Source organism: Aeromicrobium sp. (genome assembly GCF_032084975.1).
Taxonomy (GTDB): Bacteria; Actinomycetota; Actinomycetes; order Propionibacteriales; family Nocardioidaceae; genus Aeromicrobium.
Map to the genome: position 1 here is coordinate 1 of NZ_DAMDLR010000019.1, position 12,356 is coordinate 12,356.

The 12,356-nt window shown below is 71.7% G+C and carries 12 protein-coding genes; 7 read left to right on the plus strand and 5 right to left on the minus strand.

From position 1 onward, the window contains the following. Nucleotides 1–1,723: BTAD domain-containing putative transcriptional regulator (locus tag RT323_RS06835; protein ID WP_313406245.1), on the plus strand; the 1,723-nt coding region annotated here is incomplete at its 5' end. Nucleotides 1,724–1,757: 34 nt separating this feature from the next. Here RT323_RS06835 and RT323_RS06840 read toward each other — a convergent pair. The 3 genes from RT323_RS06840 to RT323_RS06850 all read right to left on the minus strand — a co-directional run bounded on the left by RT323_RS06840 (nucleotide 1,758) and on the right by RT323_RS06850 (nucleotide 5,350). After that, nucleotides 1,758–2,996 carry a DUF222 domain-containing protein gene (locus RT323_RS06840; protein ID WP_313406247.1) on the minus strand — a complete coding sequence of 413 codons (1,239 nt, stop codon included), beginning with the start codon at nucleotides 2,994–2,996 and terminating at the stop codon, nucleotides 1,758–1,760. 198 nt (nucleotides 2,997–3,194) lie between these two features. Beyond that, the gene (locus RT323_RS06845; RefSeq protein ID WP_313406250.1) at nucleotides 3,195–3,644 is read right to left on the minus strand and encodes a hypothetical protein; all 450 of its coding nucleotides are present in this window, start codon (nucleotides 3,642–3,644) and stop codon (nucleotides 3,195–3,197) included. Beyond that, nucleotides 3,641–5,350, minus strand: a complete 1,710-nt coding sequence (locus RT323_RS06850) for an alpha/beta hydrolase (RefSeq protein ID WP_313406253.1) — start codon at nucleotides 5,348–5,350, stop codon at nucleotides 3,641–3,643. Before RT323_RS06850 ends, RT323_RS06845 begins: the two co-directional genes overlap by 4 nt. A 109-nt stretch (nucleotides 5,351–5,459) precedes the next feature. On the opposite strand from RT323_RS06850, the gene RT323_RS06855 reads away from it, so the two are divergent. From RT323_RS06855 to RT323_RS06875, 5 genes are read left to right on the plus strand one after another with little or no spacing between them, the layout of a single operon-like run. Further along, nucleotides 5,460–6,668 carry a cysteine desulfurase family protein gene (locus RT323_RS06855; RefSeq protein ID WP_313406256.1) on the plus strand — a complete coding sequence of 403 codons (1,209 nt, stop codon included), beginning with the start codon at nucleotides 5,460–5,462 and terminating at the stop codon, nucleotides 6,666–6,668. Further along, nucleotides 6,665–7,777 carry a tRNA 2-thiouridine(34) synthase MnmA gene (gene mnmA, locus RT323_RS06860; RefSeq protein ID WP_313406259.1) on the plus strand — a complete coding sequence of 371 codons (1,113 nt, stop codon included), beginning with the start codon at nucleotides 6,665–6,667 and terminating at the stop codon, nucleotides 7,775–7,777. The genes RT323_RS06855 and mnmA overlap by 4 nt, the downstream gene beginning before the upstream one ends. 7 nt (nucleotides 7,778–7,784) lie before the next feature. After that, nucleotides 7,785–8,870, plus strand: coding sequence for an NAD(P)-binding domain-containing protein (locus RT323_RS06865; protein ID WP_313406262.1), 1,086 nt, complete (start codon nucleotides 7,785–7,787; stop codon nucleotides 8,868–8,870). A gap of 38 nt (nucleotides 8,871–8,908) precedes the next feature. Beyond that, nucleotides 8,909–9,445 carry a hypothetical protein gene (locus RT323_RS06870; protein WP_313406265.1) on the plus strand — a complete coding sequence of 179 codons (537 nt, stop codon included), beginning with the start codon at nucleotides 8,909–8,911 and terminating at the stop codon, nucleotides 9,443–9,445. Further along, nucleotides 9,439–9,831, plus strand: coding sequence for a hypothetical protein (locus RT323_RS06875; RefSeq protein WP_313406268.1), 393 nt, complete (start codon nucleotides 9,439–9,441; stop codon nucleotides 9,829–9,831). Before RT323_RS06870 ends, RT323_RS06875 begins: the two co-directional genes overlap by 7 nt. On the opposite strand, the gene RT323_RS06880 is transcribed toward RT323_RS06875, so the two are convergent. After that, nucleotides 9,832–10,359: a GNAT family N-acetyltransferase gene (locus RT323_RS06880; protein ID WP_313406271.1), complete on the minus strand. Its 528-nt coding sequence runs from the start codon at nucleotides 10,357–10,359 to the stop codon at nucleotides 9,832–9,834. Nucleotides 10,360–10,400: 41 nt separating this feature from the next. Between RT323_RS06880 and RT323_RS06885 the strand changes: the two genes are divergently transcribed. Then, a complete protein-coding gene (locus RT323_RS06885; protein WP_313406274.1) occupies nucleotides 10,401–11,333 on the plus strand; it encodes a methionine synthase in 933 nt (310 codons plus the stop codon). 6 nt (nucleotides 11,334–11,339) lie between these two features. Here RT323_RS06885 and RT323_RS06890 read toward each other — a convergent pair whose 3' ends face one another. Beyond that, on the minus strand, nucleotides 11,340–12,344 hold the full coding sequence (locus tag RT323_RS06890) for a DNA topoisomerase IB (RefSeq protein ID WP_313406277.1): 1,005 nt from the start codon (nucleotides 12,342–12,344) through the stop codon (nucleotides 11,340–11,342). Nucleotides 12,345–12,356 lie beyond the last annotated feature (12 nt).

Sequence of the window (12,356 nt, forward strand, 5' to 3'; positions counted from 1 at the left end):
ACTCATCGCCGCCCTGGCCGTGTCCCGTCGCCGCCGTCCCGGGCGCGAGCCCGACGAGTCGGCGCGCGAGACCGAGGCCGATCTGCGCCTGGCCGCCGATCCCGAGCGCGCACGGGGACTCGAGGCCGTCCTGCGCCAGCTGTCCTTCGCCTGCGCCCATGCCGGTGTCGAGGTGCCGTCCGCCTACGCGGCCGTCGTCGGCCACGACACCGTCGAGCTGCACCTGGCCCCGGCCGTGCCCGAGGCGGTCGCGGGCTGGGAGGCCGTCGACGACGGCGCGATCTGGCGCTTCACCGAGGACCCGGCCACGATCGAGTCGCCCGACGCCGAGCCGGCCTACCCCTCGCTCGTGAGCCTGGGCGTCGATGGCAACGGTCGCGACGTGCTGGTCGACCTCGCGTCGTCCGGAGGCCTGATCACGATCGGTGGCGACCTGCACGTCAGCAGCGAGATCGTCACGTCGCTGGCCCTGCAGGCCGCCGTCAGCCCGTGGTCGCGCTCCGTGCGCGTCCTGGCGACGGGGCTGCCGCCGGCGGTGTCCGAGGTCGCCGAGCGGATCACGCTCGTCCCGGACGTCGAGTCCGCTGCGTCCGAGGTGGAGTCCGGGCGCGACTCCGACGTCCTGACGGGCCGCCAGAGTGACGACGAGGTCACGGTGCTGGCAGTCGGATCCACCATCCCGGGCTTCGCGATGCAGCGCCTGGCCACGGTGGCCACCAGCCGTCCCGGCACGGCCGCGATCGCCATCGGCGAGCACGAGGCCGCCCGCTGGCGCCTGCACGTCGACGAGAACGGCACGCTGCACGTGCCCCAGCTGGGACTGGCCGTCACTGCCAACCGCATCGGTGCGCACCATGCCGAGGCCGTCGCTGCGCTGTTCGCCTCGGCCGGCATGTCCACCCGCACGGGTGACGACGCGGACCGGGTGGCCATCGCGCTGCCGCGCCGCGACGCCGACGATGCCGCGTGGCTCACCGCCACCGCCCGCGTGGGCGTGCTCGGTCCCGTCACGGTCGAGGGTCCGGGTGAGCCCGATGAGCGTCGCGCTTCGGTCCTGACCGAGATCGTGGCCTTCCTGGCCATGCATCCCGAGGGTGTCCACCCGACGGTCCTCGCCGGAGCCGTCTGGCCGCTCGGCGTCACGCCCGAGGTCCGCGACGCCAACATCGACCGCGCTCGTGCGTGGCTGGGCTCGGACCGCGAGGGTGGCCACCGCCTGCGCGAGAGCCTCGACGGGCGCCTGTCCTTGGGCCCGGACGTCGTCTGCGACTGGGACGCGTTCCGCCAGCTGGTGATCGCCAGCCGCCGGGCCGAGTTCCCGCGCGACGAGATCGACCTGCTGCGACGAGCCCTCAAGCTGGTCCGTGGCCCGGCCTTCGAGGACACGCCTCGCGGCCGGTACGCGTGGGTCGCCACCCTCGACCTGCCGCGCTTGGTCGGTGAGCTGGTGGTCGACGCTGCCATGCGCCTCGCGTCCCTGCAGCAGGACGGCCGCGACCCCGCCGGTGCCGCGGCAGCCGCGGGTGCGGTGCTGCGGATCTATCCGACGCACGACGAGGCGTGGCGCATCGTGATCCGCTCCCGGCACGCGAGCGGCGGCGCCGGCGGCGTCGCGGCCGCGGTCGAGCAGCTCGAGACCGCGCTGGCCGGCGAGCCGATGGACCCGACCACGGCCACGCTCATCGACGAGCTCTGGCCGCAGGCGGGATCACAGATCTCGTAGGCGACCACGCCGCCGGCGGGCACGATCATCGGGTTCATGCGGGGATGAGTTCTCGTTGGCGGGGTCGGTAGCGGTGGTTGTGTTGCCAGGTGCCGCGGATCTGGAACTCGGGGTGCCGGTCGGTGAAGCGGATCGGGATGTCGGTTTGGTGGACGTGTCGGTGGTGGTGTGCGCAGAGCAGGACGCCGTCGTCGATGGTGGTGTGTCCGCCGTCGGACCATCGGGTGGCGTGGTGTGATTCGCACCAGCCTGGTGGTCGATCGCAACCGGGGTAGGCACAGCCCTGGTCTCGTTGGCCGAGCGCGATGCGTTGCTTCTGGGTGTGGAACCGCTTGGTCCGTCCGACGTCCAACGGGACTGAGCTTCCGTCGAGGACAGCGGGCAGGATGCCGGCGCCGCAGGCGATCATGCGGAGTTCGCCGGCGCTGATGCTGGTGCCGAACTCGGTGACCCCAGCGCGGTCGGTCTCGCCCCGCAGGGCCTTCTCGTCGATCGTGACGACCAGTGCCGCGTTGACGCCGCCATGGTTGCCGAACGACTCGCTCGGCAGGTGCCGGACGATCTCCGCGAACGCCTCGCCCGCCTTCTCAGCCGGCGTCATGTCACAGCGATCCTCGACCGGAGACAGCTCGACACCGGTCTTGTCTGCAACCGCCATCGCGCGCTTGCGGGGGCTGGTCTTCGACTCGATCACCGCACGCAGCATGTCCGCAGTCAGCGCGTCGGTTCTGCCACCGAACTTGACCAGCCCGGTGCTCTCGTCGGGACGTCCGATCCAGAACTCCGACAGCTGTCGTTGCGCGTGTTCCTCACGTTGGAGGCGCTTGTTCTCGATGTCATCCGCGCGCTTGATGTCGAGCGTCTCGATCGCGCGCTTGGCCTTGCGGGTCAGCTGATCGGCCGTCATCTCCTGAGCGGCTTCCACCAACTCGAACTCGACCTGGTCACGCTGCGCGGCCGTCAGATCCGCCGGCAACTCGTCCAGCGCGCCGGTGACGATCGCGGCCTTCGCCGTCGACATCCCCGGCTTCGCGAGCGCCTTCTTCACCTGCGGCGCGGTCTCAATCCGCGTGGCGAGCTTGATCTGCTTGGTCGCCTCACGCCGCGTGATCCCCGACCCGTTCGCGACCAACGCCGTCATGTCGACCGCGCCGGTGCCCTGATGGGCCTTCTTCTGCTCGGCGACCGCGAACAACGCCATCTTCAACGCCGCCGCCTCACGCTCCAGCGACTGCACCGCAGCCGCCTCAGCCGCCACCTGATCCGGGGTCAAGGACTCGAGGTCACGGGCACGCGCAGACGCCAGGAACCGCTGCCCCGACCTGAGCCCACCGATGACGTCCACGAATCCCCCGATTCACTCGAACTGATGTTCCCATCGTATTGGGTGAGACTGCGAAGCACAATAAGAAGTCCACATCGTGATCACGGGCACCGCTGGTCGAGCGCGAGCAGTCCGGTCAACGCAGGCTCACTTGACGCAGCCACCGGAGCCGCCGACGGCGGCCCGGCCGGCCTTCTCGCTGATCTGGGCGCCCATGTTGAACTCTTCCTTGGCGAACCGGACGCTGACCTCGCCGTCCTCGGGATCCACGGGGTCGCGCTTGACCGTCCAACCCTCGGCGGCGAAGTGGTCGGCCACCTCGCCAGTCAGCCGGGCGACCGACGTGTCATCGGTCGTGACGTGCACCGTGTACGTCGGGTTGAGGCCGCTGTCCTCCTGCCCGGGGACACAGTCGCCGATCTCGTCCTGCACCACCTGTGGGGCCGTGCCGACGCGGGCCGCGAGGTCGTCGATGTGCGCGCGAGTCTGCGCGGCCCGTGCCTCGGCGCGTTCTTGCTGTTCCATGCCGTCCTCTTCCTTGCCGCAACCTGACAGGAGCGCCCCGCAGATCGCCAGGGCGACGAGCGTGGGTCTCATGGGATGTCGATCCTCTCGCCGTCGTCGTTCCAGCCGTCCTGGTACGTGACGGTGCCACGGCCGGTGTAGACATGTTCGTAGTGGGGCGACCGGTACGTCTGCACCTCGCCACCGTTGAACACCTCGACCATGTTCCTCCAGGCGTCGCTGTTCTTCTCGAAGACCTGCGTGTGGGAGTCGATTCCGGTGTTGGGCTCGCCGTCGACGCGGTTGCCGGTGTGGAGCCGGGTCGTGCCGTCGAAGGTGTCGGGATCCGCGCCGTGCCCGATGTTGTCGCCGACCTGCACACCTTGGCTGAGCGAGATCGGGTCGTCCGGCGCGGTCATCGAGTAGCGCCTGACCGCCGACTGGGACGACGGCAGGTCGTCGCGGTCATGGACGTCGTGCCCCATGCCGGCTGATTCGATGTGCAGGACGCGGTCGGCGACCAGCCCGTGCAACTCCGATCGGCCGACGACCGCTCCGCCGTACGAATGCCCGGCGACCGTGACCCTCGGCGGGTTGGTGCCGCCGGCGCGCTGGTTCTCCAGCTGCAGGTCGCGCGAGAAGTCGGCCAGGCCCGGGCCGAGGTCCCTGGCGTAGTTCGCGAACGGTGCGTCCGTGGCCACGCTGTCGGGCAGGTCGCCGCCCATCCACGAGATCATCGCCAGGTCACCGCTGGCGCGCTGTGCCACGAACTCGCGTGAACGCAGCGCGACGCCCCTCTCGAAGTTCGACAACCTGGTCCCGGTGCCCGGGACGAGGACGCCGACGTTCCTGGTGTGCTGGTCGATCGTGCCGTGCAACTCGGCGATCGCTCCGTCGCCGGCCGGGTCGAAGTGGATGATCGTGCGGTTGCCCTCGAGGATCGATTCGTAGAGCTCGATGCGCTTCTCGAGGTCCTTGATCGGCCCCTCGAGGTCGTCGTTGTTGCGTCCCAGGAAGTCCCAGTCGTCCTGGTTCCGCGCGTGCTGGTCGCGCTGGTCGGCCAGTGTGCGGCGCTCCCTCGCCAGGGCCGCGACCACGTTGACCGTGTTGGCGTCCGCGCGATTCTCGAACGGGACGCCCGACAGGTTGCCGACGATCGAGGGGTACGTCATCGCGAGGATGGCGGCGTCGGCGGGGGAGAGGTTCGCGAAGAGGTCACGCCCCGCCAGCCGCCGCTGCTCGTAGGCCTCGGCCACGCCGTCGACCGACGTGACGAACGAGCCCGTGAGCGAGCGAAGGGTGCCGGCCGGGCCCTCGCCGAGCGGCAGCGTGTCCTGCAGCGCCTCGGCGACCTTCGGGTGGTCGATGATGAACTGCCGCAGCTCCTCGGGCGTCATCACCGAGCCGGGCGGGGAATCGTGGCCCACCGAGCCCAGCGTCAGCAGCAGGTCGGCGAGCTCCTCGCCCGCGAGCCCGGTGGCCTCCACGAACCCGGGACCGAAGCGCTGGTCGCCGACCTCGCGGACCATCGCGGCGCGGTCCCAGGTGTCGCCGGGAACGGTGACCGTCGCGTGTCCGTCGCCGTCGGCGTCCAGGAGCATCGCCACCGCGGTCAGGTCGGCGAGCAGAGGCAGCTGCTCGCGCAGCCACTCGGCCTTGGCGCCCAGGGCGCTGAGGCTCGGCAGGGAGATGGGGGAGGCCGAGGTGGCCTGGGGGACACCGGCCGTGACGGCTTCGAAGAGACGCTTGACCTCGGCTCGTGCCCTCGACAGCTGGGCGTGGTTCAACTCGACCCGCACGCGTCCCCCTCACGTTGCCCGTCAATGTAGGGCGCGTGCACCGGCGCTGCAACTGCGAGTCACGAACGGCCCGGCGGCGGGTTCTGGGTTGCCCATTACGCTGGAGGTGATGTCCACGACCCCCGCTCGCGTCTACCTCGACCACGCGGCCACGACCACGATGTGGCCCGAGGCCATCCAGGTCATGCACGAGGAGATGCTCCGCACGGGCAACCCCTCCAGCCTGCACGAGTCCGGTCGACGTGCCCGCCGGGTCGTGGAGGAGTCGCGTGAGCTGATCGCCGAGCGGCTCGGCGCCCGGCCCAGCGAGGTCGTCTTCTGCTCGGGCGGCACCGAGGCCAACAACCTCGCGATCAAGGGTCTGTACTGGGCCCGCCGTTCAGCCGATTCACACCGTGACCGGGTGGTCTTCAGCTCGATCGAGCACCACGCCCTGCTCGACCCCGTGACCTGGCTGGCCGCTCATGAGGGCGCCCGGATCGACGTCACGCCCGTCGACCGCCAGGGCCGCATCCGTCTCGACGCGCTGCGCGCCACCATCGAGGCCGCCCCCGACGACGTCACCGCCATCACGACGATGTGGGCCAACAACGAGATGGGCACGATCCAGCCCGTCCGCGAGGTCGTCGAGATCGCGCACGAGCACGGCATCCCGGTGCACTCGGACGCCGTCCAGGCGGCCGGCTACCTGCCACTGGACTTCGCGGCGGTGGACCTCGACGCGATGACGGTCACGGCACACAAGCTGGGCGGCCCCGTGGGCGTGGGCGCCCTCGTGATCCGTCGTGAGCTCGAGGCCACGCCGCTGCTGCACGGTGGGGGACAGGAGCGCGACCTGCGCTCGGGCACCGTCAGCGTCGCGATGATCGCGGGGTTCGCGACCGCGCTCGACGTCACCGTCCAGCGCCAGGCCGAGGCCGTCGGGCGGATCGAGCGCCTGCGCGCCCGCCTCGTGGAAGGCGTCACGCGCCTCGTCCCCGACGCCGTCGTCAACGGCGATCCCGCCTCGGGGCCCGAGCACCGACTGCCGAACATCGCGCACGTGACCTTCCCGGGTTGCGAGGGCGACGCGCTGCTCATGCTGCTGGACGCGCAGGGCGTCGAGGTCTCGACGGGCTCGGCCTGCCAGGCCGGCGTTCCCCAGCCCAGCCACGTCCTGCTCGCGATGGGCTTCGACGACGCGGCCGCCCGCGGGTCGCTGCGGTTCAGCCTCGGCCACACCTCGACCGAGGCCGACATCGACCGCCTGCTCGAGGTGCTGCCCGCCGTCCACGAGCGCGCTCGCGCCGCGGGCCTCGTCCGGAGCCGGACGGCATGAGGCTCATCGCCGCGATGTCCGGCGGCGTCGACTCGGCCGTCGCCGCGGCGAGGGCGGTCGACGCGGGCCACGACGTCACCGGGGTCCACCTCGCGCTCAGCCGCAACCCGCGCTCGTACCGGTCCGGCGCGCGTGGCTGCTGCTCGATCGAGGACGCGGGCGACGCGCGTCGCGCCGCCGACGTGATCGGCATCCCGTTCTTCGTGTGGGACATGAGCGACGAGTTCGCCGACGAGGTCGTCGAGGACTTCATCGCCGAGTACACCGCCGGCCGCACGCCCAACCCGTGCCTGCGCTGCAATGAGAAGATCAAGTTCGCGGCCGTCCTCGAGCGTGCTGTCGCGCTGGGGTTCGACGGTGTCGTCACGGGCCACTACGCGCGTCTCGTCATCCGCGACGGTGAGGCCGGCGAGGTCGTCGAGCTGCACCGCGCCGTCGACCACGGCAAGGACCAGTCCTACGTGCTGGGCGTGCTGACCCAGGACCAGTTGCGACGCTCGGTCTTCCCGCTCGGCGACGACCCCAAGTCGCTCGTGCGCGAGGAGGCGGCTCGTCGCGACCTGCAGGTCGCCAACAAGCCCGACAGCCACGACATCTGCTTCATCGCCGACGGCGACAACGCGGGCTGGCTCGCGGACAAGCTGGGCCCCCAGCCCGGGCCGATCGTCGACGAGTCCGGCGCGTCCGTCGGCAGCCACGACGGCGCCTACGCCTTCACGATCGGCCAGCGCAAGGGTCTGCGGCTGGGCGTCCCGGCGCCGGACGGCAAGCCGCGCTTCGTCCTCGACATCGAGCCCGTCTCGGGAACGGTCACCGTCGGCCCGCGCGAGCACCTGGCCATCGACGCGATCGAGGGGATCCGTCCGCTGTGGTGCGACGAGCCGCCCGTCGGCGAGCTCGAGTGCACGGTCCAGCTGCGCGCCCATGGTGACGAGCACCGCGCGACGGTCCTGGTCGACGGGGACGTGGTTCGCGTCCGGCTGCTGGACCCCGCGACCGGCATCGCGCCCGGTCAGGCCTGCGTGATCTACGAGGGCACCCGCGTCGTCGGGTCCGCCACGATCGCCCGCACCTCGCGGGTGGAATCAACGGTCGCTCCCGCTCGTTGACCCGGGCGTGCGGGTAGAGCGTCCGGAGGTCGTCGACAGCGTCGTGATCGGCGCCGGTCAGGCGGGTCTGTCGTCGTCCTTCCACCTGACGCGGTTGGGCGTCGACCACCTGGTCCTGGACGCCAACCGCCGTCCCGGCGGCGCGTGGCAGCACCGCTGGGACGCGCTGACGATGAATGACGTCCACCGCGTCGCCGACCTGCCCGGCCAGGCGGTGCCCGACGCCGTCGGTCCCGAACGCGCGAACGCCTTCGTGCCGGACTACTTCGCGGACTACGAGGATCGCCACGACCTGCCGGTCGTGCGTGACGCCGAGGTGCGCGCCGTCCGAGACGAGGACGGGCTCCTGCGTATCGAGGTGGCCGATGGCCGCACCTGGCTCGCCCGCACGATCATCAACGCCACCGGCACCTGGCGCCGGCCCTTCGTGCCGCACTACCCGGGCCAGGACGTCTTCGCGGGACGGCAGCTGCACACCGTCGACTACCCGGGCCCCGAGGCTTTCCGGGGCCAGCGTGTCCTGGTGGTCGGCGGCGGTGCCTCGGCGGTGCAGTTCCTCGGCGCCCTGCGACCGGTCACGGACACACTGTGGGTCACCCGGCGCGAGCCCGTCTGGCGCACCGATGGGTTCGGCGAGGTCGAGGGGCGCGAGGCGGTCGCGCAGGTCGAGGAGCGGGTCAGGCGCGGACTGCCGCCGCGCAGCGTCGTCAGCGTCACGGGGCTGATGCTGCGCCCCCAGGAGCAGGAGGCCGCCCGGCTCGGCGCCTACGAGCGTCGCCCGATGTTCGAGCGGATCGAGTCGGACGGCGTGCGCTGGGCCGACGGCTCGTTCGAGCCCATCGACGTCATCATCTGGGCCACGGGCTTCCGTCCCGACGTCGACCACCTGGCACCGCTGCGACTGCGGTCGCCGCACGGCGGGATCCAGCTGGGCGCCACTGCCTCGTCCGCCACGACGTCCGTCGTCGACCCACGCGTGCAGTTGGTCGGGTACGGGCCGTCGGCCTCGACGATCGGCGCCAATCGGGCCGGGCGGGTCGCCGCACGCGCCGTCCAGCGCCGGCTGCACGAGAACGCGGCCGCCGCAACCTGAGTGAAGGCTCAACGAAGTGCCTCCTTACACTTGAGCCCGTGCTCGGACCCCGGAAGACGCGATTCTCCGTCGTCGCAGCGCTGTCGGTGATGCTGGTCTCGGCCGCGTGCGGCGGCTCGGACGACTCGTCCGACGACCGTCCGCTGGTCGCCGAGGCCGCCGGCGCCGACCAGGCCTCCGCCGAGGTGGAGGACCGCTGGAGCACCTACTGGCAGGCGCGGATCGACTCGGAGAACACGGGCGAGCTGGATCGCGGGACGTTCGCCCGGACCGCCACCGGGAAGGCACTGGAGACGCAGACGCGACGGTTGCGCAACTACGGACGCCACGGACTCGTGCGCGTCGGCGCGCCGGAGTTCCGCGACGTCGAGGTCCGTCGGATGGACGGCTCCGCGATGGTTCTGGCCTGCGTCAACGCCGATGAGTGGACGGCGCGCGTCGACGGTGAGCCGTGGTCGGCGCAGAAGTACGGATGGGAGCTGACGGGAAGCGTCATGAAGCAGGTCGAGGGAGCGTGGCTCGTGGTCGACGAGATGGCGACCAGGGACATCGCCGACATGGGCAAGACGTGCTGAGACTGCTCCCGGCCACGCTGGTCACGGTCATCACGTTCCTGCTCCTGGCCGCCGCGGCCCACGCCGCGCACGGGGACCGACCCGGCGCCGGGTCCGCCGCCGACTACGAGTTCCTGGGCGGTACCGGCGCCGAGACCATCGCCCTCGCCGCCCCGCATCGCACCGACCAGGAGTGCGACCTGCACGCTCCCTACGACGACTCCTGCGTGGGCGCGAGCGCCTGCTGGGTCAACGACCCGGCCGCGGTCCAGGACCCCAGGCGGCTCGCCGGCGTCCCGCGGCCGCGACGCGGCGACCACGTGGCGTTCAGGTCGTGCGTGACGGCGTCCGGGGACCAGTGGTCGCGCTGGTACTGGAGCTCGGGCCGCGGGTCCGCCACCGATTGATCACGGCAGCGTGCGCTCGAGCACGAGGTCGTCCTCGGTGCGCCCGCCCACCACGAAGCGGCGCTCGCCCACGACGGCGAACCCGTGCTTGGCATAGAAGCGCTGGGCTCTCTCGTTGCGCCCGTTGACGCCGAGCCACACGCTCGCCGCGCCGCGCGAAGCCGCCCGGTCGAGGACGGCCTCCATCAGTCGCGAGGAGACCCCCGTGCCGTGGGCGCGCGGGTCGGCGTAGCACTTGCTCAGTTCCACGGTTGGGCGCGAGCGGACGAGGTCCGCGATCACGAGGTCGTACGGCTCCCCGTCGAACGTGAGGGTGTAGCCCGCGAGACCGACGCCGTCGTCGACGACCAGGACCTCCGCGTCGTCGTTCGCGAGGTGGGCCCTGAACCGGCCGGCCGAGAGATGCTCGGCGACGAAGGCGGCCATGTCCGCCTCGGGCATGTCCGGCGGGCAGGCGAGGGGAAACGTCAGGGCGGCGAGCTCGACGAGCGCGTCCACGTCGGTCTCGGTCGCGGTACGGACGGTCACCGGATGATTCTCACAGGCGGGCGTGGGGGACAATCGGCGGCATGCGCGCAACGGGAATCGGCTCGATGCCGGGCGAGGACCTCTCCGCCATCGCGCGATTCGTGATCGACACGTTCGGCGACGCGGGCATCGTCTTCGTCCCCGAGCTGCCGGATCGTGGTGCGCCGTCGGCGATGATCGGCCGGACCGCGGGACTGCTGCCGCTGCCGATCGACCTGCAGCCCGCCGGGTGGCGGCTGGCGCCGGGAGAGGGGATGGACCAGCGGCGCGCACGCTCCGCGCTCCGGACGGACCTCGACATCCTCGAGGAGCTGCTCGCCGGTCAGGACGTACGCGTCAAGCAGCAGGTCACCGGCCCGCTCACCCTGGCCGCGACCATCGAGCGACCCCGTGGCGACAAGGTGCTGTCGGACCACGGCGCCCGGCGCGAGCTGTCCGAGGCGCTCGCCGAGGCCCTCGTCGAGCACGTGGCCGAGCTGCGCCGCTGCTTCGCCGGCGAGGTCGTGGTCCAGGTGGACGAGCCCGCCATCACCGCCGTCCTCGGTGGCCGCGTCCCGACCGCCAGCGGCTTCGGCCGGCACCGCAGTGTCGACGTGCCGTTGGCCGACGCGTTGCTGAGGCCTGTCGTCGACGCCATCACCTCCGCCGGCGCGACCCCGGTCGTCCACAGCTGCGCGCCCGACGTGCCGGTGGCGCTGCTGGCCGGAGTGGGCTTCGCCGCGATCGCGTTCGACGTCACCCTGGCCCAGCCCGGCGACGCGTGGGCCGAGGCCTTCGAGCGCGGCACGGACCTGTGGTTCGGCGGGGCGGACGCCGCGCGCGTCGAGGACTTCATGGGCCGCCTCGGCTTCGCGCCGGAGTCGTTCTCGGCACGTGGAGCGGTCACGCCCGCGTGCGGACTGGCCGGACGCACGCCGGCCGAGTCGCGTCACGCGCTCGAGTCGGCCGCGAAGGCCGCCGCCTCGCTGACGTAAGCCTGCTCACTCCGCCTTGCGCAGCAGCTTGAGCGTCTCGCGCTCGATGGCGTGACGCCGCTCGAACGCGTCGATGACGTCCTCGAACGACTGCCGCGGGATCACGGTGCCGGACTCGTAGAGGCTGACCAGCCGCGGGTCCACGTACGAGCTGCGCACGACGGTGGGCGTGTTGCCCAGGGCGAGCGCGACCTCGGTCATGGTGGCGCGCACCGCCCGGGCACGGGACGCTTTCGTGTCACCCGGCTCGTCCGAGAGGGCCAGCAGCTCGGCGGCCAGCACGGTGGCCGCCCAGGTGCGCAGGTCCTTCGCGCTGATCTCGAGCCCGGTCTGCTGCTGCAGGAAGGCGTTCACGTCCGACGAGGCCAGCGGCGCGATCGAGGAGCGTCCCGCTCGGTACTCCAGCAGGCGCGGTCCTCCGTTGCGGCGCCGGCGCATCCGGTTCAGCGCCTCGACGACCTCCATGTCGTCGAGGTCGACGCGGTGCTCGACCCCCGACTTGCCCACGAACGAGAACACGAGGATGTCGCCCTTGGCGCGGACGTGCCGGCGCTCGAGGGTCGTGAGGCCGAAGCTGCCCTGCTTGGCGTAGACGTCGTTGCCGACCCGGAAGGAACCCGAGTCGAGCATGCGGACCGCGACCGCCGCGGCGTGCTCGAGCGTGCCCCGGCGGTCGTTGATGTGCTCGGCCACGAGGGCACGCAGCTTCGGCAGCTCCGCGGCGATCTCGCTCACCCGGTCGAACTTCTGCAGGTTGCGCTGGTGCACCCAGTCCGGGTGGTACAGGTACTGCGTCCGCCCGGCCTCGTCGACGCCCGTCGCCTGCAGGTGCCCGTTGGGCCACGGGCAGATCCACACGTCCTGCCACGCCGGCGGGATGACGAGTCCCTCGATGCGCTCGCGGTCCTCGCCGGTGATGACGCGACCGTCCTCGTCGAGGTACGTCCAGCCGCGCCCGGCACGCCTCCGGGTCCATCCCCGGGTGCGGGTCGTCACGCGGCGCAGTCTCATGATCGGCAACCC

What these genes read in the sequence shown, in the direction of transcription:
- RT323_RS06885 (WP_313406274.1), top strand. Translation starts at nt 10,401, where the DNA reads ATGCGCGCAACGGGAATCGGCTCGATGCCGGGCGAGGACCTCTCCGCC.
- RT323_RS06855 (WP_313406256.1), top strand. Translation starts at nt 5,460, where the DNA reads ATGTCCACGACCCCCGCTCGCGTCTACCTCGACCACGCGGCCACGACC.
- RT323_RS06845 (WP_313406250.1), bottom strand. Translation starts at nt 3,644, where the DNA reads ATGAGACCCACGCTCGTCGCCCTGGCGATCTGCGGGGCGCTCCTGTCA.
- mnmA (WP_313406259.1), top strand. Translation starts at nt 6,665, where the DNA reads ATGAGGCTCATCGCCGCGATGTCCGGCGGCGTCGACTCGGCCGTCGCC.
- RT323_RS06890 (WP_313406277.1), bottom strand. Translation starts at nt 12,344, where the DNA reads ATGAGACTGCGCCGCGTGACGACCCGCACCCGGGGATGGACCCGGAGG.